At 62.1% G+C, this 21,358-nt stretch carries 24 protein-coding genes; 9 read left to right on the top strand and 15 right to left on the bottom strand.

Annotated features, from left to right (window positions below):
- Positions 1 to 40 precede the first annotated feature (40 nt).
- From GA0061105_RS02635 to GA0061105_RS02605, 7 genes are all read right to left on the bottom strand, one after another.
- Positions 41 to 433, bottom strand: a complete 393-nt coding sequence (locus GA0061105_RS02635; RefSeq protein WP_245304204.1) for a hypothetical protein — start codon at positions 431 to 433, stop codon at positions 41 to 43.
- A gap of 116 nt (positions 434 to 549) precedes the next feature.
- Positions 550 to 1,614 (bottom strand): acyltransferase family protein, encoded by a 1,065-nt coding sequence (locus GA0061105_RS02630; protein WP_092747807.1) that lies wholly within the window; start codon positions 1,612 to 1,614, stop codon positions 550 to 552.
- Positions 1,615 to 1,716: 102 nt separating this feature from the next.
- Complete coding sequence (locus GA0061105_RS02625) at positions 1,717 to 2,145, bottom strand: DUF4864 domain-containing protein (RefSeq protein WP_092747805.1); 429 nt, start codon at positions 2,143 to 2,145, stop codon at positions 1,717 to 1,719.
- A 93-nt stretch (positions 2,146 to 2,238) separates the two neighbouring features.
- Entirely contained in the window at positions 2,239 to 3,504 is a 1,266-nt protein-coding gene (gene fabF, locus GA0061105_RS02620) for a beta-ketoacyl-ACP synthase II (RefSeq protein WP_092747803.1), read from the bottom strand.
- A 13-nt stretch (positions 3,505 to 3,517) separates the two neighbouring features.
- Positions 3,518 to 4,024, bottom strand: a complete 507-nt coding sequence (locus tag GA0061105_RS02615) for a winged helix-turn-helix transcriptional regulator (protein WP_064691615.1) — start codon at positions 4,022 to 4,024, stop codon at positions 3,518 to 3,520.
- Between the two features lie 235 nt (positions 4,025 to 4,259).
- On the bottom strand, positions 4,260 to 4,553 hold the full coding sequence (locus GA0061105_RS02610) for a hypothetical protein (protein ID WP_064691616.1): 294 nt from the start codon (positions 4,551 to 4,553) through the stop codon (positions 4,260 to 4,262).
- Positions 4,554 to 4,647: 94 nt separating this feature from the next.
- A complete protein-coding gene (locus tag GA0061105_RS02605; RefSeq protein ID WP_064691617.1) occupies positions 4,648 to 4,833 on the bottom strand; it encodes a hypothetical protein in 186 nt (61 codons plus the stop codon).
- 212 nt (positions 4,834 to 5,045) lie between these two features.
- On the opposite strand from GA0061105_RS02605, the gene GA0061105_RS02600 reads away from it, so the two are divergent.
- The 6 genes from GA0061105_RS02600 to GA0061105_RS02575 all read left to right on the top strand — a co-directional run bounded on the left by GA0061105_RS02600 (position 5,046) and on the right by GA0061105_RS02575 (position 10,714).
- Positions 5,046 to 5,441 (top strand): hypothetical protein, encoded by a 396-nt coding sequence (locus tag GA0061105_RS02600; protein ID WP_064691618.1) that lies wholly within the window; start codon positions 5,046 to 5,048, stop codon positions 5,439 to 5,441.
- A gap of 189 nt (positions 5,442 to 5,630) precedes the next feature.
- The gene (locus GA0061105_RS02595) at positions 5,631 to 6,461 is read left to right on the top strand and encodes a metallophosphoesterase family protein (protein ID WP_092747801.1); all 831 of its coding nucleotides are present in this window, start codon (positions 5,631 to 5,633) and stop codon (positions 6,459 to 6,461) included.
- On the top strand, positions 6,458 to 7,672 hold the full coding sequence (locus tag GA0061105_RS02590; protein ID WP_092747799.1) for an ABC transporter ATP-binding protein: 1,215 nt from the start codon (positions 6,458 to 6,460) through the stop codon (positions 7,670 to 7,672). The genes GA0061105_RS02595 and GA0061105_RS02590 overlap by 4 nt, the downstream gene beginning before the upstream one ends.
- Positions 7,665 to 8,588, top strand: coding sequence for a carbohydrate ABC transporter permease (locus tag GA0061105_RS02585; RefSeq protein WP_064691621.1), 924 nt, complete (start codon positions 7,665 to 7,667; stop codon positions 8,586 to 8,588). Before GA0061105_RS02590 ends, GA0061105_RS02585 begins: the two co-directional genes overlap by 8 nt.
- Positions 8,585 to 9,421 (top strand): carbohydrate ABC transporter permease, encoded by an 837-nt coding sequence (locus GA0061105_RS02580; RefSeq protein WP_092747797.1) that lies wholly within the window; start codon positions 8,585 to 8,587, stop codon positions 9,419 to 9,421. Before GA0061105_RS02585 ends, GA0061105_RS02580 begins: the two co-directional genes overlap by 4 nt.
- A gap of 27 nt (positions 9,422 to 9,448) precedes the next feature.
- On the top strand, positions 9,449 to 10,714 hold the full coding sequence (locus GA0061105_RS02575; RefSeq protein ID WP_092747795.1) for an ABC transporter substrate-binding protein: 1,266 nt from the start codon (positions 9,449 to 9,451) through the stop codon (positions 10,712 to 10,714).
- Between the two features lie 74 nt (positions 10,715 to 10,788).
- Here the strand turns inward: GA0061105_RS02575 and GA0061105_RS02570 are convergent, their stop codons facing one another.
- The 4 genes from GA0061105_RS02570 to GA0061105_RS02555 form a co-directional block, all read right to left on the bottom strand.
- A complete protein-coding gene (locus tag GA0061105_RS02570) occupies positions 10,789 to 11,757 on the bottom strand; it encodes a substrate-binding domain-containing protein (RefSeq protein WP_064691624.1) in 969 nt (322 codons plus the stop codon).
- A 95-nt stretch (positions 11,758 to 11,852) separates the two neighbouring features.
- Positions 11,853 to 12,533 carry a GNAT family N-acetyltransferase gene (locus tag GA0061105_RS02565; protein WP_092747793.1) on the bottom strand — a complete coding sequence of 227 codons (681 nt, stop codon included), beginning with the start codon at positions 12,531 to 12,533 and terminating at the stop codon, positions 11,853 to 11,855.
- A complete protein-coding gene (locus tag GA0061105_RS02560) occupies positions 12,530 to 13,051 on the bottom strand; it encodes a MarR family winged helix-turn-helix transcriptional regulator (protein ID WP_092748315.1) in 522 nt (173 codons plus the stop codon). Before GA0061105_RS02560 ends, GA0061105_RS02565 begins: the two co-directional genes overlap by 4 nt.
- Before the next feature lie 116 nt (positions 13,052 to 13,167).
- Positions 13,168 to 14,334 carry an MFS transporter gene (locus tag GA0061105_RS02555; protein WP_167358505.1) on the bottom strand — a complete coding sequence of 389 codons (1,167 nt, stop codon included), beginning with the start codon at positions 14,332 to 14,334 and terminating at the stop codon, positions 13,168 to 13,170.
- A gap of 143 nt (positions 14,335 to 14,477) precedes the next feature.
- Here GA0061105_RS02555 and GA0061105_RS02550 point away from each other — a divergent pair, with 143 nt between their 5' ends.
- Positions 14,478 to 15,986, top strand: a complete 1,509-nt coding sequence (locus GA0061105_RS02550; RefSeq protein ID WP_092747791.1) for a winged helix-turn-helix domain-containing tetratricopeptide repeat protein — start codon at positions 14,478 to 14,480, stop codon at positions 15,984 to 15,986.
- A 26-nt stretch (positions 15,987 to 16,012) separates the two neighbouring features.
- On the opposite strand, the gene GA0061105_RS02545 is transcribed toward GA0061105_RS02550, so the two are convergent.
- The 4 genes from GA0061105_RS02545 to GA0061105_RS02530 are packed head-to-tail and all read right to left on the bottom strand — an operon-like array spanning position 16,013 to position 19,756.
- Positions 16,013 to 17,212 (bottom strand): MFS transporter, encoded by a 1,200-nt coding sequence (locus tag GA0061105_RS02545; RefSeq protein WP_092747789.1) that lies wholly within the window; start codon positions 17,210 to 17,212, stop codon positions 16,013 to 16,015.
- On the bottom strand, positions 17,209 to 18,309 hold the full coding sequence (locus tag GA0061105_RS02540; protein WP_092748311.1) for a flavin monoamine oxidase family protein: 1,101 nt from the start codon (positions 18,307 to 18,309) through the stop codon (positions 17,209 to 17,211). Before GA0061105_RS02540 ends, GA0061105_RS02545 begins: the two co-directional genes overlap by 4 nt.
- A 5-nt stretch (positions 18,310 to 18,314) precedes the next feature.
- A complete protein-coding gene (locus GA0061105_RS02535) occupies positions 18,315 to 19,010 on the bottom strand; it encodes a cupin domain-containing protein (protein WP_064691629.1) in 696 nt (231 codons plus the stop codon).
- Positions 19,011 to 19,012: 2 nt separating this feature from the next.
- Positions 19,013 to 19,756, bottom strand: coding sequence for an SDR family oxidoreductase (locus GA0061105_RS02530; protein WP_092748309.1), 744 nt, complete (start codon positions 19,754 to 19,756; stop codon positions 19,013 to 19,015).
- A 105-nt stretch (positions 19,757 to 19,861) separates the two neighbouring features.
- On the opposite strand from GA0061105_RS02530, the gene GA0061105_RS02525 reads away from it, so the two are divergent.
- Both GA0061105_RS02525 and GA0061105_RS02520 read left to right on the top strand, forming a co-directional pair.
- Positions 19,862 to 20,773 (top strand): LysR substrate-binding domain-containing protein, encoded by a 912-nt coding sequence (locus GA0061105_RS02525; RefSeq protein ID WP_092747787.1) that lies wholly within the window; start codon positions 19,862 to 19,864, stop codon positions 20,771 to 20,773.
- A 247-nt stretch (positions 20,774 to 21,020) separates the two neighbouring features.
- Entirely contained in the window at positions 21,021 to 21,326 is a 306-nt protein-coding gene (locus GA0061105_RS02520) for a hypothetical protein (protein WP_092747785.1), read from the top strand.
- The last annotated feature ends 32 nt before the right edge of the window (positions 21,327 to 21,358 follow it).

The following is a 21,358-nucleotide window of genomic DNA, read 5'->3' as shown; positions in this document are numbered from 1 at the left end:
GCGCTAGCATCTTGCTGCGGCTTTTCGCCCGGGTGATTCATCAGCGAGCGGCTGTACAACTCCCGACATCAGCCGGCTTGACGCGGCCAGCTTGAAGCTCGCTCCACTGCGGTATTGACGGGTCAGGGCCGCCGATCGATGCCTCAAACGTCGCGCGGTCCACCTTGATAAGCCGTCCGCTCGACGTAATGCCCACCATTTCTTTTTTGTTGACGTAAGCCAAGCTGGCATTCAGCCGGCAGAAAAACCGCTTGCTGCCGTTGGAAACGACCCAGCCGTATCCACCAGCCTTTCCTTTGGTCAGTTTTCCGAGGGCGTGATTTTGCTGTGCAAGTCTTGAGAAGGATTCCGCCTGCGCAACACCCGACATGCGGCAAAGCCGATCATGATGGCTGCGAGCGACCACTTGAATGACATAGGCATTGAGTTTCACCCCGATAGAAAGACATAGGGTCTGTACGTTCGGGGGGTGGCGGACACAACTTCAATCTGCAGAGATGCTTAATCGGGCAAAGCGCGTCGCGACATTTCAGATTTGCTCCTCGCAGTTTAGGCTGCTGATTGAGGAGCCGTAGAAGGTGGATTGGGCGAAACCATCATTTTGAGCTTCTTGCGCACGGGCTCGTCGAAGCAAACGGTGGCGATGCCAGCCACGATGAAAATTGCCACAACGACGACCATCCCGGCTGCTGGAGAGGCAGGAAGGTCGAAGCCCCTTCGCCGCAGTGAATCCAGCAGGCTGAAGATAGGCCCATGCAGAATATAGATCGGATAGGAAAGCCTTCCCAGCCAGCGGAATATCATTTCAATGAAGCCCGTCTGCGTCGTGCGCATTGCAGCCCAAACGATTGCCGGGAAAATAACAAGGCATATGAAGAGGTCGAAATACGGGAATCCGAAGAATGCGCTGGCCGGAATGTTTGTGATCAGAATCAAACAACCACAGACAATGAGGCCAGTCATGTTGCCATTGGCGGCAGTCGGTTTCCGGACAGCAAATAGCCTGTAGAGGCAGATCCCGAGCGAGAACGAGAACAGCACTCGCGAAAAGCCAAATCCCAAGTAGCCTGGCTGGTGGCCAATATCGAAATTGCCTCCGATCGATGCCCCATATGTGGTGATCCAGGCAGTCCCCAGGGCGATGGTAAGCACGGTTCTGAACGATAGTCTGATCAGAACAAGGGCGAACAGCAATCCGGCCCAGAGCTCGAAGAAGAGCGACCAGCTAGGCCCGTTCAAAGGGAACGGCCCTTCTGGATTTGGGTTTGGGATGAACAGGAGCGCCCTCGGAAGAAGGCCTGCCAGCGGCTCCAGGCCGAATTGAAGCGCATAACTGAGAAGGCCAATCGGAAGCGAAAGAAGATAGAGCGGATAAAGCCGAATGATGCGCTGCAGGAGAAATCCGGCAGGCGAAATCTCTCCCGCCAACAATGGCTTTTCGTATGAATTTGCGAGAACGACGCCGCTCAGAAGAAAGAAGAAGTCTACGCCTAGATAGCTGATATTTGCCGGCAGCGGGCCAAGGGTGCCACCCGTATGCAGGAACATGACCATGATGGCTGCAATTCCCCGCAACCCTTCAAGAGCTGTGAAAAATTGCTTGCCAGTGTTCACGCTAACGACCCTCCGGTGGCTCTTATTACCTTGGGAGGATTTCGAAATTGTTAGCGCAACGCCACCGTGTAACCGGCCGACTTCTGACGGCGGCACACCGCGTCAGATACCCTTGCTGTCCGCATCGGGCATGATCTGTACGCCGTTGATCCTGTAGGTGCCGTCCGGCTGGCGCGTGATCTGGTAGATCGCCGTCCAGTCCTTGCCGTCGCGGCCAGATATCAGCACCTCGTGATAGATCAGCGCGCCATTGTCGATCGAGCGGCTGCGGCCGAAGGCGTAATTGCCGGGATGATAGACCGGCTCGTAGCTCTTCTTCACCATGGCGAAGAACAGGTTCTTGTCGGGATACATCTCCCTGATGCCGGGAGCGGCAAAGGAATAGGCGGTCTCGGCATCCTCGTTGAGGAAGGCTTTGATCTGTTCCTCGATCATCGTCCGTGTCGTTTCGATCGGATCTTCGGCGCGGGCTGAGGCGGTGGAGAGGAGGGACGCGGCACACAGGATGAGAACTGCGAAGAAGGCGCGCATGGATTATCTCCGGCTCTATCGGGAAGATCCCCGATAGATAGCAGCGAAGTGTAGGCGATTTCTGGCGTAATTCCAGCAAAACTGGGCAACGCCTTAAGACCAGCGCCGGAACAGCGCGCTGGCATTGACGCCGCCAAAGCCGAAGCCGTTGGTGATGGCATAATCCATCGCCAGCGGCCGCGCCGTCTTGCCGACGATATCGATGCCTTCGGCGGCCGGATCGGCTTCAACAAGGTTGCGAGTTGGGGGCGCGATCTGGTCGCGCAGCGCAAGAATGGTGAAGATTGCCTCCAGCCCGCCGGCCGCGCCGAGCAGATGGCCGGTCGCGGACTTCGTTGCGCTGACGGCAATGGCGCCATTGCGGCCGAAGACCGTGCCGATCGCAGCGATCTCTCCTTTGTCGCCGACCGGTGTCGAAGTCGCGTGCGCGTTGAGGTGCCTGACCTCCGAGGCCGGAATTTTCGCCTGCCTGAGTGCTGCCTCCATCGCCCGGCGCGCGCCGTCGCCATCTTCGGGGCCCGCGGTCATGTGGTAGGCATCCGCCGCCGTGCCGTAGCCGACGAGTTCGGCAAGTGGTGTGGCGCCGCGGGCAAGCGCATGTTCCAGCGTCTCGATCACTAGGATGCCGGCGCCTTCGCCCATGACGAAACCGTCGCGCGCCGTGTCGAATGGCCGCGAGGCCAGTTCTGGCGTTTCATTGAAGCCGGTGGAAAGCGCACGCGCAGCGGCGAAGCCGCCGAGGCTCACCTTGTCGATGCAGGCCTCGGCACCGCCGCAGATCGCCACATCTGCTTCGCCGGCGCGGATCAGCCGCGCCGCATCGCCGATCGCCTGGACGCTGGCGGCACACGCGGTCACCGGTGCGCCGAGCGGCCCTTTGAACCCATAGCGGATGCTGACCTGGCCGGCGGCGAGATTGACGAGGAAGGAGGGCACGGTGAAGGGCGACAGCCGCCGCACGCCCCGCGCCTCGCCGATCCGCACCGCTTCGGCTATCGCCGGAAAGCCGCCGACCCCGGAGGCGATGATCGTTGCGGTGCGTTCACGGCTGCTTTCGTCAATCGGCATCCAGCCGGCCTGCTTCACCGCTTCGTCCGTCGCCGCTATGGCGAACTGGATGAAGCGGTCCATCTTCTTCTGGTCCTTGGGTGTGATGTAACGGTCAGGGTCGAAGCCGGCCTCGACATCCCAGACGATGCCAGGAACGACACCGCCAACCTTGGCCGGAAGCTCGCCGACGACATCCTCCGGCAGCACCTTGAGACCGGAGGCGCCGTCGAGGAGATGTTTCCAGGCGGGCTCGACGCCGGTGCCGAGCGGCGACACAAGTCCCATGCCGGTGACAACGATGCGATCCATGATATTTTCCTCTCTATGCGTCGATGCCGAGATACCAGGCGCGCATGCGGGCGATCCGCTCGCGCACCTCGTCGTCGGCTGCGGGGCCAGCAAGCAGGCTGGTGTTTTCGGGCGTTACTTCTTCGCCGGTCCGGGCATCGACCAGCAGCGTCTCGCGCAATCTGCCGGAAGCGGCATCGCTGAGCAGAAAGGCGAGATCCTCTTCCGGAATGTGCCGGCTCCCCCAGGAAAACAGCGCCATCAGCACCGGGAAGAAATCGCGGCCCTTCTCGGTCAGCAGATACTCGTAGCGGGCGGGGCGCTCCTGGTAGAGCCGTCGTTCGAACAAGCCCTGATCCGTCAGATGTTTCAATCGCCGCGTCAGGATGTTCGGGGCAACGCCGAGACTTTTCTGGAATTCGTCGAAGCGCGACAGCCCCTGGAAGGCGTCGCGCAGGATGAGAATGCTCCACCAGTCGCCGACGCTGTCGAGGGCGCGCGCCGCCGGGCATTTGAACTGGCTGAAACTTGTCCGCTGCATGGCAGATGTCACTACAGGAGTGACTATCATCATGCAAGTAACATAAGCGGAGGAAATGCTCTGGCGTGCTGCTGACAAGCCATTGCAACCCGTGACGTCATCCTCGGCCTTGTGCCCAGGATCTACGCACATCCAGTTAGGAGACTGAAATTAAAAGTTTTTTTGTCAGGTAATTACGGTGCTCAGATGCTCGGCACAAGATCGAGCATGACGAGGGGACTTTATCAACAAACTGCTACGTCGCGCCGCCTGCGAAAAAGCGGGCGAGCAGGATGCCGGTGACGAGCATGCCGGCCGCGACGAAGATCGTATCGCCCGGAGTGCCGATATAGAGCGGCCCGATATTGGCAAAGAGCAGGAAGGCGAAGAGGAAGTTCGCCCAGCCCCATATGACATTTACCATGGGCGAACTTCGATTGCCGAATGGCGTGCGAAAGGACCGGCCGCTGACGCCGTTGACGAAATGCGGGATGCCGTTGGCCAGAAATGCCGCGGCGATGAAATGGGCGATGTAAGCGATCCAGGGCAAAGGCTTCTCCCAACCTGCACGAATGGCGTCAGAGGGAGAATGTGGCCGGTACTATCCGGCCGGCAAGAGCAGGTCGTGATCTTCCGAAGGTTGCTTACGCGAAGCCGAGCGGCAGGTTTTCCAGTTTCCTGTCGGCGCCGTAATCGCGCTCGTGCGGCGAGCGACGATGGCCGTCACGGCGTGAAATATCGATGCGGTTTTCGGCGAAGATTCCGTCGGCGTAGGTGCCGGTATCATGGCAATCGGGGTCGATCTTGGGGGCAAGGATTTTCAGGATCATCGGGGTTCCTCCACGGCGCAGCATCAACACTCGGAAAGGCCGCATGGTTCCAATTGTAAACCCGGAATTATTATTAATAAATTAACCATAACTGCCCGTCGGGTGTCGAGCCCATGCAAACCGGCGCGCCGTGCATCCACATTGAAATGCCGCTGCCGTGGAACTCCTGATGCTGATCGCCGTTGACTTGGCACGAACACTAGGAGGTTCCCATGCAGCTGATTGATACGCGCGTGACACAGTCCGGCAACTTCTTCACCGTGGAATTCCTGGGCGAGGGCGGAGAGTCGATTGCCGTCAAAATCGACAATTCTCATGGCGAGCTCGACAACTCGACCGCGCTCGACCACGCCAAGGTGATGATGGTTCAGCTGACCGCCTTTCCCGGCCGCGGCGCAGACGGCAGCATCAACCGGTACGACGCCTTGAGCAACGGCAACTTCGACGAAGGCAGCAAGGGCCTTGTCGGCCAGCCGAGCGCACGTTCGACCCACGATAGCGAGACGCTGGAAGAGGAGCTGAACGAAGGTCTCGAAGACACCTTTCCGGCAAGCGATCCGGTTTCGGCGACCGTGTCCTCCATTCCCGCCAACGCGCCGCGTCACTGATCTCACCCAATCCTGCAGATTGGCCGGCTCCTTCCCGGAGCCGGCCTGCGCCTGCATGACGGATTGATGTCAAAACTGAAAAACAGCTGAAAACTGCGGATGTCTGATTGACATGGGAGCCTTCTAGAGAGGGCCCGAGAAGGGAGCGTCGATGAGACGCTTCCGAGGTTCTCGGAGACGCGCGCCCTCATGAAAATTATTCAGATCACCGACACCCATTTCAGCCCCGGCAAGCCGCATTTCAACGGCAACTGGGCGCCGCTTCTGACCTGGATCGAGGAGACCGGCGCCGATCTGATCGTCCATACCGGCGATCTCACTGTCGACGGTGCCGACAAGGACGAGGACATCGTCTTCTCGATGGATCTCATGCGCCAGGTATCGATCCCGATGCTGATCGTTCCCGGCAATCACGATGTCGGCCACCTCAAAGGTTCGGACCAGCCCGTCAATGCCGAGCGGCTGGCTCGCTGGCGCAGCCTTGCCGGTGACGATCGCTGGCTGGAGGATGCGGCCGGCTGGCGCCTCATCGGATTGAATTCGTTGCTTCTCGGACATGAAGATGATGAGGAGGAGGCCCAGTTCGAGTGGCTCGCCAAGGCGCTCGAAGGTAGGGCAGGGCGACGCGTGGTACTTTTCGCGCATAAGCCTCTGTTCGTCGATGCGCCCAATGAAGGCGATACCGGCTACTGGAGCGTTCGCCCGGCTCAGCGCCGGCGGCTTTATGATCTGATATCGGCCCATGACGTGGCGCTGTTTGCCAGCGGCCACCTTCACTGGGCCTGGCAGGGTCATTTCGACAATACCCGGCTGACCTGGGGCCCTTCGGCTGCCTTCATCATCGACAAGATGGAGCGGGAGATGCCGGGGGAACGCCTGATCGGCGCCGTCGTTCACGACTTCGATACATCGGTCGACAGCGAGATCGTCGCCGTTCCGGGGATGACCGCTTATGTGCTCGACGACGTCGTCCACGAGGTCTATCCCCAGGCGGTCAAGCAGCGGGAAGCCGTCGAATGAGTGCGCTCTCGCTTCGCGGCATCACCAAGGCCTTCGGCGGCAACCAGATCCTCGATGGCGTCAGCCTCGACGTCGAGGCCGGTGAATTCATCGCGCTGGTTGGCCCCTCCGGCTGCGGCAAGAGCACGCTCTTGCGCGTCCTGGCCGGCCTCGACCACGCCGATGGCGGCGAAATCCTGATCGGCGGTCGAGATATGTCCGGTGTTGCGGCCGCCGACCGCAACATCGCCATGGTCTTTCAGTCCTACGCGCTCTATCCGCATCTGACAGCGTCGCAGAACATCGCCGTACCCTTGGCGATGCGCCGGCTGTCGAACATGCAGCGGCTGCCCTTCATCGGCTCCTTGCTGCCAGGTCAGCGCGCCACGCGCGCGGCAATCGCCCGCGACGTCCGCGATATGGCGACCTCGCTGAAGATCGACCATCTGCTCGACCGCAAGCCCGGCCAGATGTCGGGCGGCCAGCGCCAGCGCGTGGCGCTCGCCCGTGCCATGGTGCGCCAGCCGAGCGTCTTCCTGATGGACGAGCCGCTTTCCAACCTCGACGCCAACCTGCGCGTCCATGCCCGCGGCGAAATCGTCGACCTTCATCGGCGTGCGGGCGTGCCGACGCTTTATGTCACCCATGACCAGGCGGAAGCGCTTTCGATGGCCGACCGGGTGGCCGTGATGATGGGCGGCCGATTGCTGCAGATCGCAAGCCCCGAGGTGATCTACGACGATCCCGCCCATATCGAGGTCGCCCGTTTCATCGGCCAGCCGCGCATCAACCTGCTTTCCGCTTTTGCCGAAGGCGGCGTTATCCTCTGCGGTGGCCTGCGTCTGACGCTCGAAAATGCGCCCGGCGGGAAGAAGCCGGTCACGCTCGCCATTCGCCCGGAATTCGTCTTTCTTTCTAAAAACAGGCATGATGGCCTTGCCGCGCGGATCGAACGCGTAGAGTTCCTGGGCTCCGAAGTCGTCCTCCATTGCCGGCTCGAAGGGATCCGGGAATCCCTCATCGCCAAGGTTCAACCCTCCGAAGCAGCGGGCCTTGTAGCCGGCGATGCAGTCGGACTTCGCTTGTCGCCCGGCCGCACGCTGATCTTTGCCGAAGACGGCAGCCGGCTGGCCGGTAGCGTTGCGACCGGGGATCCCGGGCTCGGCTCTGCCGATGCCCAGCTCGGCTCTGCCGATGCCGGCGACCCCCAGCGGGAGCGCGCCCATGGCTAGCGTCGCCTTTATCGCCATGCCGCGTGAGGCCGCCGTTGCGCATCGGCGCAGCGAGGCCCGCATCGCCTGGATGCTGGTGCTGCCGGCGATCGTCCTGCTTTTCCTTTTCGTGCTTTTGCCGGTCGCGGCGGTCATCCTGCTCGGCTTTACCGATTTCGAACTCGGTTACGGCAAGTTCCGTTTTGTCGGTTTCGAAAATTACGCTCATCTGATCACCGACCGCACATTCCGCAAGTCGCTGTGGAATACGACGGTCTATACCGCGATCGTCGCGCCCGTCTCGATCCTTCTCGGTCTCGGCATCGCCATGCTGATCGAAAGCGAGACCGCGGCGCGCAGCTTCTTCCGCACCGCCTATTTCCTTCCGGTCGCCTCATTGATCGTCGCCATGGCAACCGTCTGGCAATACATGTTTCACCCGACCATCGGACCGCTCAACGCGCTGCTGGCGCTTGCCGGACTGCCCGGCCCGAACTGGCTCGGCAGTTCCGGAACGGTGCTCTACAGCCTTTCGATCATCGGCGTCTGGCAATCGACCGGTTTCAACATGGTGCTGTTTCTGGCCGGGCTCACCGCAATCCCGCGCGAGCTTTATGCCGCAGCCGAAGTGGACGGCGCTAGGTCGTCGCTCGACCGCTTCCTGCTGGTCACCTGGCCGATGCTCGGGCCGACGACGCTCTTCGTCATCACCATCAGCATCACCAATGCAGTCAAGGTGTTCGAGACGGTCAAGACGCTGACGGAGGGCGGCCCGAACAAGGCCTCCGAAGTGCTGCTCTTTACCATCTACCAGGAGGGTTTCGTCTATCTGCGCGTCGGTTACGCCTCAGCGATGACGGTCGTCTTCCTCCTGATCCTCGTGGTGCTGATGTTCCTGCAGTACCGCCTTCTCGATCGCCGGGTGCATTACACATGATGGCCGGCACTTTTTCCCTTGGTAGGGTCATCCGCCTGAGCCTGCTCTCCATCGGGGCGATGGTCTTCCTGGCGCCTTACATCTTCATGATCTCGGCGGCCGGCAAGACGCAGAGCGACATCTTCACCTCGTCGCTGTCGCTGCTTCCGGCGCATCTCGCCTATGTCGAGAACTTCACCAAGGCCTTGAGCCGGGTGCCGATGGGCCGCCTCCTGTGGAACGGCGTCGCCGTCTGCGGGCTCATCTTCTTCTTCCAGGTGCTCGTGGCGATCCCCTGCGCCTATGCGATGGCGAAGCTGCGCTTTGGTGCGGCCCGCGCCATGATGGCGCTTGTCATGCTCGGTCTGCTGGTGCCGATCCATGCGACCGCGCTGCCGCTCTATGTCGCGTTCGATCGAGCGGCATTGCTCAACAGCTATGCCGCCCTGGTCGCGCCCTTCAGCATTTCAGTCTTCGCGATCTTCATGTTCCTGCAGTTCTTCCGCGCCATGCCGGACGATCTCATTCATGCCGCGCGTCTCGACGGCATGTCGGAACTCGGTATCGTCGCCAGGGTCATAGTACCGAATGCCTGGCCGGCGGTCACAGCCTTTGCCATCTTCTCAGTCGTAGCCCATTGGAACGACCTCTACTGGCCGCTGATCGTCATCAGCCGGCAGGACTACGCTACGCCGCCGCTTGGCCTGATGTATTTCCGCGCCGCCGAGGCCGGCGACGACTACGGCGCGCTGATGGCAGCAACCCTCATCATTACCCTTCCCCTCGTCGTCGCCTTTCTGCTTGCCCAGAAGCGGTTCGTCGAGGGCATCACCATGACCGGTCTGAAAGGCTGACCGGCTTCAACTCAAGGATAACGAGCGATGAAACATATCACCCAGCTTCTCGCCGCAGCGGCCGTATCCCTGGCAATCGCGCTTCCGGCGCAAGCCGAGACGACGCTGACGGTCCATTACCCGATGCCGGGCTTCTTTAAGGACGTGATGGACACGATCTCGAAGAAGTTCATGGAAGAAAACCCTGACATCAAGATCCAGTTCGCCAGCCCATCCGCAACCTATGAAGAAGGCATCCAGACGATCCTTCGCCAGGTCGGCACCAGCGAAATGCCCGATATCACCTTCATCGGTCTGAACCGCCTGCGCATGCTCGACGAACGCGACGTCGCCGTCGACCTCGGCCCGCTCGTCCAGAAGGACGGCAACATGGCAGAGCAGGGCTTCTCCGACACGATCCTCAAGCTCGCACAGGTCAAGGGCAAGCAGGTGGGTCTCGCTTTCGCGACCTCCAACCCGATCATGTATTACAATGCCGACCTGGTGAAGGCGGCCGGCGGCGATCCGGACAATCCGCCGAAGACCTGGGATGAGGTCATCGCGCTCGGCGGCAAGATCAAGGCGCTCGGCAATGGCGTCGACGGCATCGATTTCCGCTGGCAGGGCGACGACTGGATGTTTTCCGCACTCCTCTTCGGCGCCGGCGGCAAGATGTTGAGCGACGACGAAAGCAAGGTTGCCTTCAACGGTCCGGAAGGCCAGAAGGCTGTCGAAATCCTGCATCGCATGGTCACTGAAGGTGGCATGCCGGTCTTCACCAAACCGGCCGGTGAGCAGGCCTTCGCCGCTGGCAAGGTCGGTTTCGAGTTCCAGACGACCGGCGCCTTGCGTAACACGATCAAGAATGTCGGCAACAAGTTCGATCTGCGCACCGCCAAGATCCCGCTGAACGATCCGGTCAACGGCCGCCTGCCCACGGGCGGCAACGCCGTCGTCATCCTGACCCATGACGCCGCCAAGCAGGATGCCGCCTGGAAGTTCGCGAAATTCGCTGCCGGCCCCTACGGCGCCTCCGTCGTCGTCCCCGGCACCGGCTATGTGCCGAACAACGAGCTCGCCGCCAAGTCGCCCGAATATCTCGGCTACTTCTACAAGCAGAACCCGCTGTTCCAGGCAGGCCTCAGCCAGATGCCGGTGATGATCCCCTGGTATGCCTTCCCCGGCTCGAACGGCGTCAAGGTCACGCAGACGATCGTCGACAACCTCTCGCGCATCGTCGATCAGTCGGCTGAACCAAAGGAAGCGCTCGACGACGCGGCCGCCGACGTTGAGGGCATGCTGCCGCGCAGCTGATCGCCTTCCTTGTCAGACAAAGTGGCAAGGCCCGCCACGCCAAGCGCGTGGCGGGCCTTTTTGTTGGGAGCGTCTCAGATGGCACGCACCGTGCCGCCGCGGCGAAGCGTGTAGGCGACATCGAGATGGCGGGCAGGGGCGGCATTTTCCGCCATGTCGAGCAACAGCGAGGCGGCCGTCGCCCCCATGCTGGCATCCGGCATTTCGATGGTTGTCAGCGGCGGATCGATCAACCGGCCGATGGCGATGCCGTCGAATCCAGCGACCGAAACATCCCCAGGCACAGAAAGCCCTTCGCGCTTCAGTGCGCCGATGACGCCGAGGGCAAGCAGATCGTTGGAGGCGATAATCGCCGTCGGCGAAAGCGAATTCATCGCCGTGCTGAGATCGAGCTGGTCGTAGCCGCCGACGAAGGAGATCTGGATCGCATCAAGAGGCGTCAGGCCGTTTTCGGCCATGGCATCGAGATAGCCCTGATAGCGAAGACGGGCGCGGTCGGAGGCGGCGAAATTGCCGGAGAGAAAGAGAATGTGGCGGTGGCCCATGCTCGTCAGGAAAGTCGTGAGCTTGCGGCCGGCACCGCGATTGTCGGCGGTGACGGCTGCCGGAAACTGCGCCGTCGGCAGATTGTTGAGAAGCACGGTCGGTGGCAGCCGGGCCAGCAGCGCTTCGCTCGTCGACGGGTCGCAGACGGTGAGGATCAGTCCGGTCGGCCGGTCGTTCAAAAGTGCGGCGACGGCATCGGCCTCGCGCGCCGGATCGTAATTCGACTGGGCGATCAGAACACCGTGGCCGGCGACCAGCATGCGGTTCTGGATGCTTGACAGCGACGAGGCAAAGACCGGATTGGTGATGCTCGGGATTAAAACGCCGACCACCGGCCTGCGTCCGAGACGCCCGGCCGAGTGATAGCCGAGTTCCGCGGCAGCGCGGCGCACCCTGCGCACCATCAGATCGCTGGCTGGCCCGTTGCGGTTGAGAACTCTGCTTGCGGTTGCCAGCGAACATCCTGCCCGGAACGCGACCTGCTGCAATGTCGCCATCGAAAGCACCTCGCGTCAGTCAATTCATTCCCGCGCTTTAGAGGGTTTCGATGACATTGGCCTGACACTGCGTTGCGAACGATGGGGAGGGCCGGTCATGGGCGACGTTTGACCACCCGCATGTTCATCTCCGACCGAACCACGAAGCCCTGCGCCTTGTAGAGCGAAATGGCGGACGTGTTCGCCGCGTAGGCATGCAGATAGGCCTTGTCGCCGCCGGATGCGATCTCACCGGCAACGAAACGGAAGAGCAGGCTGCCGAGGCCGCGCCCTTGGAAATGGGGATGGGTGCAAAGTCCGCTGAGCTCGATGAAGCCCGTCTGCCGCATACGCTGACCGGCCATGGCCACGAGACGGCCTTCATGCCTTATCCCCCAGAAGTGGCCAAGGCTCTGGGCGCGCAAGGTGAATGGCCCCGGTTTGGTCAAGCTCGCCAGATCGAGCATTTCAGCGGCATCAGCCTCGGTCAGTGGCTGGATGCGGGGATCCGAAATTCGCTCGTGAGGGCGCTCGGCAACCATCTGGGTCACCGAGGCCTCCATGACGACCACTAGACCTGACGGAAGCGCGATTGGTCCAGCCTCGACGAGAAACATTCTCTCATCGCCGGAAGGTAGATTCTCGAGGGCTCCGAGGCTTTCCGGACCATCGTCCGCGGAGGCCGCGAAGGGAGCGATCGAAGGCGGATAACGGCGCGCGTATCTGCCGCCTTCGGCGAGATCGGCGTGCGCCGTCTGCAGCGCGCTCCAGATCGGCCGGTCTAGCACATGTTTCATCGTCCTTCCTCCTGCTCAGCGTCTGAAAGGACGCGCGACGCAGCAGTCGTGCCCCGGCGAATGAGCGGCGCCGCCGCAAGCCCATCCTCGATTGTTGCCAATTGCGCGAGGATAGGCCCGTCGAGATCGCCGCAGAGATCCGCAACGGCAGCCGCGACGCGCGGCCAGATCGTCGTCTTCGAATAATTGACAAGTTCCTGCCCCTTGTCGGTCAGCGACACCAGTCTGCGGCGCTGATCGTCCGGCGCCGGCCGCATGTCGACCAAGCCGAGTTCGAGAAGCTGGCCAATGGTCCGCGTCGCACCGGGCTGGGTGATGCCCACCGACTGAGCCAGTTCGCCGATCGTCAGCGGCCCGGCCCGATCGATCGCCGCGAGGAATGGATACTGGCCGGCTTGAATGCCAAGTCCGGCCGCGTCGACAATCTGCTGCGTATCGGCCTGCAATCGTTCCCCGATGCGCCGCAGCCGGCTGCCCAGACATAGAAAGCCGAGCGTTCGGACCACATCCTCGACCATGCCGATCTCTAACTGCATATATTGTTATATAACGTGTAATATATCTCAGCGACTGACGATTTCAAGGGGCAGGGATCAACAGCCTTGCGCGTGCGATCTACGTGCGGCGCTGTCAATCAGCGCCGCAGTTTCCCAACCCATAGAAGCACCGCCAGGACACAGCTGAGCAGGCCGAGGGACAATGGCAGTCCGCGATGCCCGATCAGTTGCATCACCAGTCCGGCCGCAGGTGAACCCGCGATGCCGCCGATGCCCCATGCGAAGGCGAAAGCCGCGTTGCCGGCGATCAGGGTCTGGCCCGTGAAACGCTCGCCGAGCTGGATCAGCGATGTGGTGTAGAGCCCGAAGGAGACGCCGCCCCAGACGAAGACGAGCGGCCAGACGAGCCACGTGGTGAAGCTCAACGCCAGCGACAGGCAGCCGGCGAGGCAAGCCAGCACACAGAACATCATAATGCGCGGCGCGCCGAACCGTTCGGCCGCCCGCCCGAGCAGGACCTGCAGCACGGCATTGCCGGCGACGAAACAGGTGATGAGCGAAGCAATACGCCCCTCGGCGCTACCGAGCGCCGCTCCATAGACGGCGAACAGGGAAAGCAGAATCTGCTCGAAGGCGGCGGCCGTGAAAACCGCAAACAGCAGCAGCGGCGCCAGCGCGAAAAAGCCGCCGACCGACGTTGCCTCACCTTCATCGGGCATATCAGGCAGGCGTGGGGCAACGGCAAGCACGAACAGGCCGCAGGCGAGGAAAGCCGTGATGCCGATCATGAAGGGCGGCCAGCCTTCCGGGCCGACAAGGCCCAGCGACAGCGGCCCGATGGCGAAACCGGCCGAAACGATCGATGAATAGAGGCCAAGGATGCGGCCGCGGCGCGGCGCCGGCGTGATCGAGATCAGCCAGGTTTCGCTGATCACGTAGAGCGGATTGGCAAAGAAGCCGAGCAGGAAACGCAGCGGCATCCAGGCCCAGACGTGCTGGGTCCAGGCGATCGCAACCAGGGTCAGGGTGGCGAGCATCGAACAGAGGATTGCAAGCCGCGCGCCGCCTACGCGGCGTGAAACCGCCGGAATGATCGGCGCCGATATGATGAATCCGAGGGGCGTCATCGCTGCCGAGAGGCCGATCAGACCTGAGCTCAGTCCCTGCCGCTCCAGGACGAAGCTCAGCAGCGGATAGGTCAACCCCTGCGCCACGGCAAACACCGTCACGGTCGCGATAACTCCCGCCATCGCGGCCCACGGAACCTGATCCTCGCGCTGTGATGTCGTGCTGGCGGCGGTCATGCAGATCTCCTCTTAGGTCGGGATGGTCTGAGGGGTGAGCCCCCTGAGGTGAAAGAGGTGAATTCTGCGGGTTAGGGGAAGCGGTGTAATTAAGCCTCGCCAAAAAGTTCTCAAAAACTCCCAAACGGACTATAGATCCGCTTATGCAGGGATCGCGCTTTGCCTTTGGTCCGTTCGTGCTTGATCCGGATGCGGGAACGCTGCTTCGGAACGATGATCCCGTTGCCGTCAGCCACCGCGGGCTGAAGCTGCTCGGGGCGCTCGTCGGGCGACCAGGCGAAATCCTTGCCAAGACCGAGCTGATGGACGCGGCCTGGCCGGGCATGGCGGTCGAGGAAGGCAATCTCACCGTCCAGATCGCGCAACTGCGCAAGCTGCTCGGCCCGTCCGCCGGCGGCGGTGAATGGATCGCGACGATTCCCCGTGTCGGCTACCGCTTCACGGGAGCGGTGCATCGGCTCAGCGGCGTGAAGCGAAAAACCTTGCCGCTGCCTGACAAGCCGTCGATCGCTGTGCTGCCTTTCCTGAATATTGGCAACGATCCCCAACAAGAATCATTCGCAGACGGGTTGACGGAAGACCTGATCACCGACCTCTCCAGGATGCCCGGGCTGTTCGTCATCGCCCGTAACTCGGTCTTCGCCTACAAAGGCAAGGCGATCGAGGTGCGGGAGATCGCCGAGGAGCTCGGTGTGCGCTACCTGCTGGAGGGAAGCGCAAGACGTGCCGCCGGGCGCGTGCGCATCAACGCCAAGCTGATCGACGCGGCGAGCGGGGATCACCTCTGGGCGGAACGCTTCGATCGCGACCTGAATGATATTTTCGCCGTTCAGGACGAGGTGACGGCAAGGATCGTCGAGGCGCTGCTCGGCCGGCTACGCGCACCCCCGCCGCGCAATCGGCCGAAAAACCTCGAGGCCTATGATCTCTGCGTGCGGGCGCGCAAGCTGATGGACGATTCCCCGCAGGCAGCTGAGGAAGCGCATCTGATGCTGACGCGCGCTGTCACCCTCGATCCCGATTATGCCGAAGCCTATCGCTGGCTTGCCATGAACCACTGGATGGGATGGGTCCATAGCGGCGGACCGACGGAATCGAACCGCGACGCTGCTCTGGACCTGGCGCGCAAGGCCGTCTCGATCGATCCGAACGATGCCGGTTGCCGTTGGGTCCTCGCCTATCTGCTTGCTTATGCACGAGATTTCCCTGAGGCGGATGCGCAATTCGCTAAGGCAATCGAACTCGACCCGAACGAGGCGGATACCTTTGCCGCATTATCCGACATCATGGTTCTGGCTGGGCGGATTGAGGAAGGTCTCAGGCATGCTCGCAAGGCGTTCCGGCTCAATCCCTTTCCTGCAAGCTGGTATTATCTGGCGCTCGGCCAGGCGTTATATGCAGCCGGCCAGTACGAGGCCGCTGTCGAGACGCTGCGTCACGACGAAACCTATCGCACAAGCTCCCGCCGTTTCCTGGCGGCAAGCCTGGCCCAACTCGGCCGGCTCGACGACGCGCGGGCGGAGACCAAACTCTTCCTTGTCGCCAATCCTGGCTTTTCCAGCCGCCACTGGGCGGCGACCGAACCATTTCGCGACGCTCAGACGCTTGACCATTTCATGGATGGTTACCGCAAGGCGGGTCTTCCGGAATAGGCCGGATGATTTGAGGCCAGGTCAGCCTATATCGCGACGGGGCGTGCCGCCCGCCAGACCAGCGGAACCAGCACCAGGGCGACCGCCGGAAGCACGATCCAGTTGATCGTTTCCCAGCCGGAGCTGTGGAGCAGCGATCCGGCCAGGAAGGACGCGCAGGCGACCGTTCCAAAGACTATGAAGTCATTGGCGCCCTGCACTTTGCTGCGTTCAGCCGGCGTGTGGCACTCGGCCACCATGGCCGTTGCGCCGATGAAGCCGAAGTTCCAGCCGACCCCCAGCAGAACCAGCGAAATCCAGAAATGGGCGATATCGAAACCGGAGAGCGCAACGGCCGCCGAGCCGCCGATGAGGAGGAGACCGATGGCCGCGATCCGTTCCTTGCCGAAGCGCACCATCAGCCGGCCGGTAAAAAAGCTCGGGCCATACATAGCGAGAATATGCCATTGGATTCCGAGCGCGGCCTCGTCGATAGAATGGCCGTGTCCGACCATCGCGATCGGGGAGGCGGTCATGACGAAGGTCATCAGCCCGTAGGAGACGACACCCGTTGCAATGGCGAGCAAATAGCGCGACGAGGTCAGGATGTCGGCGAGAGGCCGCTCCGGCGCATGTTCCGGTCCGTGAGCGGTCCGCGGGGCTGACGCACGAAGCATGAAAAGCACTGGAAATGCCAAGGCGGCGAGGGCGGCCTGACTGAAGAAACTCCCGGCGAAGGGTGTCCCCGGCAGCGCGTCGCGCGTCCAGATGACAAGTTGCGGACCGATGATCGCGGCGATAAGGCCGCCGACCATGACGCGGGCGATCGCCTTCTGGCTCTCCGATCCCGTGATATTGTCGGTCGCCGCGAACCGGTAGCTTTGAACGTAGGAGGAGTAGAAGCCCGCGAGGCAGGTGCCAAGGCAGAAGACTGCGAAGCTGGAGAGCATGATCCCTATGGCGGCGACCAGGCCGGAAACCACGCCGATCGTCGAACCCAGCAAATATCCGGGCTTGCGCCCGAACCGCCGCATCACCCAGGCGGCCGGCAGCGTCCCGAGCGCAAGCCCGAGGTTGAGGAGGCTGACCGGAAGGGTGACGAGATCGGGATCCGGCGACAGATGTTGTCCGACCAGGCCGCCGAGTGAGACGACGATCGGGGCGTTGGCACCACCGAAAGCTTGCGCAACGGTCAGGATCCAGGCGTTTCGCCTTGCCGTTGCGGGAGCGTGATGCATGAAGTTCATTTGCATTCCATGATCGACAGGATGTCGGCGACCGCCCGGCCGGCGGCGATGACGGCGCCGGCGAGGTAACCAGATTCGGACGGGCTTGTCTCGCTGCCGGCCAGGATGAGGCGGTCCTTCCATGCACCGGACACCCATTGCGCGCTGCCCGGCAGCGGATGGCCGCCGCCGACGCGATCGGCAGCCGTGGCCGTTAGCGGATCGGCCGCCCAGTCCTTGAGCAGAACCGCCCGCGGTTTGAGGGCATCGGCACCGAACAGCCTGGAGAGCTGTGCCAGACAGGCTTGTTTCAGCACCTCTTCACCAAGCGTGACGCGCTGATCGGCGCCTATGCCGAGGAATCCGAAAAGCGCTGCCTTGCCCGACGCGCTCGTCGCATCATGGATTTCTACGAGTGGCCCCACCATGCTCTGCGCTGTGCCGGACAATCCGGCCGTCAGCCAGAACGGTTCGTCATAGACGGCGAAGAACTTCGCATGCGGCGCCATCCACGTGGCCGTGTCGCGCCAGCGGACGGCGGTCTGAACGTCCTGGCCGGGACTGAAGGTCACATTCGCCTCCAGCAGCCGCGGCGGAAGTGCGGCAACGACCCGCTCGGCTCGAAGGTCGGCGCTTTTTTGGCTTCTTTTCACCGTCAGATTAACCCCGCCGTCGGATAGGGCCATCGCCGTCACCGTGGAATCGAGAAGAATGCGGTCGGCAGGTATCTCTTTTGCAAGTGCGTGCACGGCCGATCCCGTGCCCCCCGAAAGCCGCAGCGACTGCTGCTCCTGCAGGGTGGGCCGGTAGCGCTGCGGTTTCTCCCGCGACATTCTCTCAAAAATCACGTCGCCCTCGCTGTTCTGTGCGAAGGAGGGGAGGCCAAGTTCGCTGATCAGCGTTTCCATGGCCGGCTGCATCTGCGGCCAGTACCAGGACGGGCCGAGGTCGAAACCGTCTTCCGCTGGCCTGCCCAGTTCGTCGGTTGTAAGAATGCGTCCGCCGAGCCGATCCCGCGCTTCCAGAACCATCACGTCGATACCCGAAGCGTGCAGCGCGCGTGCTGCATAAAGCCCGGCGAGGCCGGCGCCGACGACGGCTACCCTGCAAGCTTTCATCTCGCTCATCCTTTTTCTTCATTCTGGTCGAAGGCACAGACGTCCTTATGAAGCAGAGGTGCCGACTTGGACCAGATTTTCGCGCCGCCATCTCCGACCCGGGCACGAAACGTCCGCCCCGGCGGAAGGCGCAGCCAGCTCCACGGTTCAAGGGTGTCGCCTGCCTCCGTCAGCGAACCCTCGACCACCAGCAGTTCCAGTCCTTTCGGATTGGATAGCTCGATTTCGGCTTTTGGCTGCCAGTCCTCAAGCATTACACGCTCGTCCGCTCCGTCGAAGAGGATCCGCGATGACGTTACCCCCTTGCTAAACGCACCGATCTGACCTTCGCCGGGCAGGCGGATGATCCGCTCCCGGTCACCCTCCTTGAACTGCCACAGCTTGACCAGGATCACGCATCCTGCCTGACTTCCGGGCGCGTGGCCCGTTCCGGGAGGGTTTCGAACATAGCTGCCGGCGGGGAAATCGCCGCTCTCGTCCTGGAATACGCCGTCCAAGACAAGAAATTCTTCGCCGCCCGGATGCTGATGATGCGGGAAGGCGCTGCCGGCGGCGTAGCGCACGATGGAGGTGGCGCGAGCCTTTTCACCGCCGATGCGAAACAGCATCCGGCGATCCACGCCTTTCGTCGGGCTTGGCATCCATTCGAGCCGACCGGCATGGACGAGTGCGCGCTTGGAGAGGTCGTCGTTCAGCATCATGTTCAAAGCTCCGATCTGCCGCCGTCGACAACAATCTCGGCACCGAGCATGTAGCTCGACGCGTCGCTGGCGAGGAAGAGGACGGCGGCTGAGACTTCCTCCGGCCTGCCCATGCGTCCGATCGGCACCTGTGCGCCGACCCGCTCCGCATAGGCGCGGAATTCCTCCTCGGACTGGTTCTTTCCACGGTGAATAGGAGTTTCGATCGATCCGGGGCTGACGGCGTTCACCCGGATCTTGCGGTCGATCAGTTCCGCCGACATGCTGCGTGCAAAGGAGCGGACTGCGGCCTTCGACGCGGAAAGGATGGCCCGACCCGGCGTGCCGACCTGGTTCAGCCAGGAGGTATTGAGAATGATGGAGCCACCCTCCCGCATGAGCGGCAGTACGGCTTGAACGGTAAAGAAGACACTCTTCACGTTCGCGTTCATGAGCGTGTGATAGGTCTCCTCGTCTGCCGTCGCGAGCGGCGTGCCGAGCGCCATGCCCGCATTGGCAAAAAGGATGTCGAGGGACCCGAAAGCATTCTGAAGCTCAGTCCTCATCCGCTCCAGCTGATCGAGCGAGGATACGTCGGCGCAGATCGCAACGACGTCACCGCCCAGTTCACCCACGGCGCGATCCAGTTTGTCCTGCGATCGCCCGGCAATGGCCACGCGAGCACCGCCATCGCGCAGCATTGCGGCGGTTGCGAGACCTATCCCGCTCGAGCCGCCTGTGATCAACGCCGTCTTTCCCTGAAGCACCATATCGCAAATCTCGTCCTGTTTCCGCCAGGGTAGCGCGGGAGATTGATTTCGCGAGGAAAACAGGACATAGCGTAAACAAAGAAAAACTTTGTCGCGAGCGAGATGAGAGAGCTGACCAGATTGAAGTCCCTGCAGGCGCTGGAGGCTTCCGCGAGACACGGCAGCTTTGTCGGCGCCGCGACCGAGCTGAATGTCACGCCTCCTGCCGTGGGTCAGCTCGTGCGTTCGCTGGAGGATTGGGTCGGCTATCCACTGTTTCGCCGAAGCCGCTCCGGCGCCGAACGGCTCACGCCTGTCGACGAGGCGCAGGACGCGCTGGATGATATTGCCCAGGGACTCGATCTTCTCGAGACGGGGCTGCGGAAACTTCGCGGCAGGAAAGCCAGATCGGTCGTGGTGGTAACGGCTTCCCAGGCGCTGGTCGCCAACTGGCTGCTCGCAAGGTTGGACGATTTTTCGACGCATTATCCGAACATCGATGTGCGCTTGGATGTGTCGGATAGGGTCGTCGATCTGGCCCAGGGCGAGGCCGACATCGGCATACGCTGTGGTCTGGGCTCCTGGAAGGACGTGAAGTCGACGTTCATGATGAGCGAGGAGATCATCGCCGTCTGCCACAATCGGCTGCTGCCGGCTGATCGGGACGTAACCGCCGGATGGATTGTCGAACAGACGCTGATCCATGACGGCACGCCGCATCCGGGGGGCGACTTTCCGACATGGGCGGAATGGCTAGTGAGGTCGTGTGTAAACCAGCTTCCCCCGGATCGCGGATTGAAGATAAATTCTACGGCCGCCGTGATCCAGGCGGCTGTCGCGGCGAGGGGCGTCGCCCTCGTTCGCAAGGCGCTCGTGGCGCAGGAGCTCGACAGCGGCAGGCTGGTTCATCTGTTGCCGGATATCCGCTGGCCGGTAAAGTGGGCTTATTACATCGTCGCTGCACCAAAGGCGTTGCGCCGGCAGGAAGTTGCAGCGTTCCACGATTGGCTGGCATCGCATACGGCATCCGGATGATCCGGTTCACACGGCGATATCCGAAGCCGCTGACATCACGTCCGAAAGGGCGGGGCCGCCGAACATCCTGCGCCCGCCTTCCTCGACTTCTGTGAACACCACCGCACGACGCCATCGCGAAGGCCCAGGCGAACCTTCAGCGGTGACGGGCCGCTGTATTTGATTCAAATCAAGGAAGTTTGCTACGAGCGGGCAGATGATCGCGCTGTCGTGAGGCTGCAACGGCAGCCGGTCGGAGGATCGCTCGATGGCAAATACTGTTCTTTATGCTGAACCTGCAAGCTCCCCGGCGATGCCGGCGTGTGTGTCCGTGCCGGTGCTCGGCGCGACGCTCGCCGCCTTCGCCACCATCTCATTCCTGCTGTGCATGCTGCTCGGTTTCATGGCCCCGGAATGGGGTCTGCATAGGCCCTGGCTGCAGTTCTATTTGGGGTTGACTGGTTTCGATGTACGAAGCCTGGCGCTCGGCATCGTGCAAAGCCTTATCTTCGGCGGCTATGCGGGAGTGTTCATTGCTGCTATCTTCAACTTCATCAGCCGACGCTTCGGCTGACCGTGGGAACGGAGCCGGACAATGGCCGCCGA

Origin of the sequence: Rhizobium aethiopicum (assembly GCF_900094625.1) — a bacterium.
GTDB lineage: Bacteria > Pseudomonadota > Alphaproteobacteria > Rhizobiales > Rhizobiaceae > Rhizobium > Rhizobium aethiopicum.
This window is presented reverse-complemented; position numbering and strand designations above follow the sequence as displayed.

Excerpts from the sequence above, each read along its gene's own strand:
- GA0061105_RS02625 (WP_092747805.1), bottom strand. The coding sequence starts at position 2,145 with ATGCGCGCCTTCTTCGCAGTTCTCATCCTGTGTGCCGCGTCCCTCCTC.
- fabF (WP_092747803.1), bottom strand. The coding sequence starts at position 3,504 with ATGGATCGCATCGTTGTCACCGGCATGGGACTTGTGTCGCCGCTCGGC.
- GA0061105_RS02615 (WP_064691615.1), bottom strand. The coding sequence starts at position 4,024 with ATGCAGCGGACAAGTTTCAGCCAGTTCAAATGCCCGGCGGCGCGCGCC.
- GA0061105_RS02605 (WP_064691617.1), bottom strand. The coding sequence starts at position 4,833 with ATGATCCTGAAAATCCTTGCCCCCAAGATCGACCCCGATTGCCATGAT.
- GA0061105_RS02600 (WP_064691618.1), top strand. The coding sequence starts at position 5,046 with ATGCAGCTGATTGATACGCGCGTGACACAGTCCGGCAACTTCTTCACC.
- GA0061105_RS02595 (WP_092747801.1), top strand. The coding sequence starts at position 5,631 with ATGAAAATTATTCAGATCACCGACACCCATTTCAGCCCCGGCAAGCCG.
- GA0061105_RS02590 (WP_092747799.1), top strand. The coding sequence starts at position 6,458 with ATGAGTGCGCTCTCGCTTCGCGGCATCACCAAGGCCTTCGGCGGCAAC.
- GA0061105_RS02585 (WP_064691621.1), top strand. The coding sequence starts at position 7,665 with ATGGCTAGCGTCGCCTTTATCGCCATGCCGCGTGAGGCCGCCGTTGCG.
- GA0061105_RS02580 (WP_092747797.1), top strand. The coding sequence starts at position 8,585 with ATGATGGCCGGCACTTTTTCCCTTGGTAGGGTCATCCGCCTGAGCCTG.
- GA0061105_RS02575 (WP_092747795.1), top strand. The coding sequence starts at position 9,449 with ATGAAACATATCACCCAGCTTCTCGCCGCAGCGGCCGTATCCCTGGCA.
- GA0061105_RS02570 (WP_064691624.1), bottom strand. The coding sequence starts at position 11,757 with ATGGCGACATTGCAGCAGGTCGCGTTCCGGGCAGGATGTTCGCTGGCA.
- GA0061105_RS02565 (WP_092747793.1), bottom strand. The coding sequence starts at position 12,533 with ATGAAACATGTGCTAGACCGGCCGATCTGGAGCGCGCTGCAGACGGCG.
- GA0061105_RS02560 (WP_092748315.1), bottom strand. The coding sequence starts at position 13,051 with ATGGTCGAGGATGTGGTCCGAACGCTCGGCTTTCTATGTCTGGGCAGC.
- GA0061105_RS02555 (WP_167358505.1), bottom strand. The coding sequence starts at position 14,334 with ATGACCGCCGCCAGCACGACATCACAGCGCGAGGATCAGGTTCCGTGG.
- GA0061105_RS02550 (WP_092747791.1), top strand. The coding sequence starts at position 14,478 with ATGCAGGGATCGCGCTTTGCCTTTGGTCCGTTCGTGCTTGATCCGGAT.
- GA0061105_RS02545 (WP_092747789.1), bottom strand. The coding sequence starts at position 17,212 with ATGAACTTCATGCATCACGCTCCCGCAACGGCAAGGCGAAACGCCTGG.
- GA0061105_RS02540 (WP_092748311.1), bottom strand. The coding sequence starts at position 18,309 with ATGAAAGCTTGCAGGGTAGCCGTCGTCGGCGCCGGCCTCGCCGGGCTT.
- GA0061105_RS02535 (WP_064691629.1), bottom strand. The coding sequence starts at position 19,010 with ATGATGCTGAACGACGACCTCTCCAAGCGCGCACTCGTCCATGCCGGT.
- GA0061105_RS02525 (WP_092747787.1), top strand. The coding sequence starts at position 19,862 with ATGAGAGAGCTGACCAGATTGAAGTCCCTGCAGGCGCTGGAGGCTTCC.
- GA0061105_RS02520 (WP_092747785.1), top strand. The coding sequence starts at position 21,021 with ATGGCAAATACTGTTCTTTATGCTGAACCTGCAAGCTCCCCGGCGATG.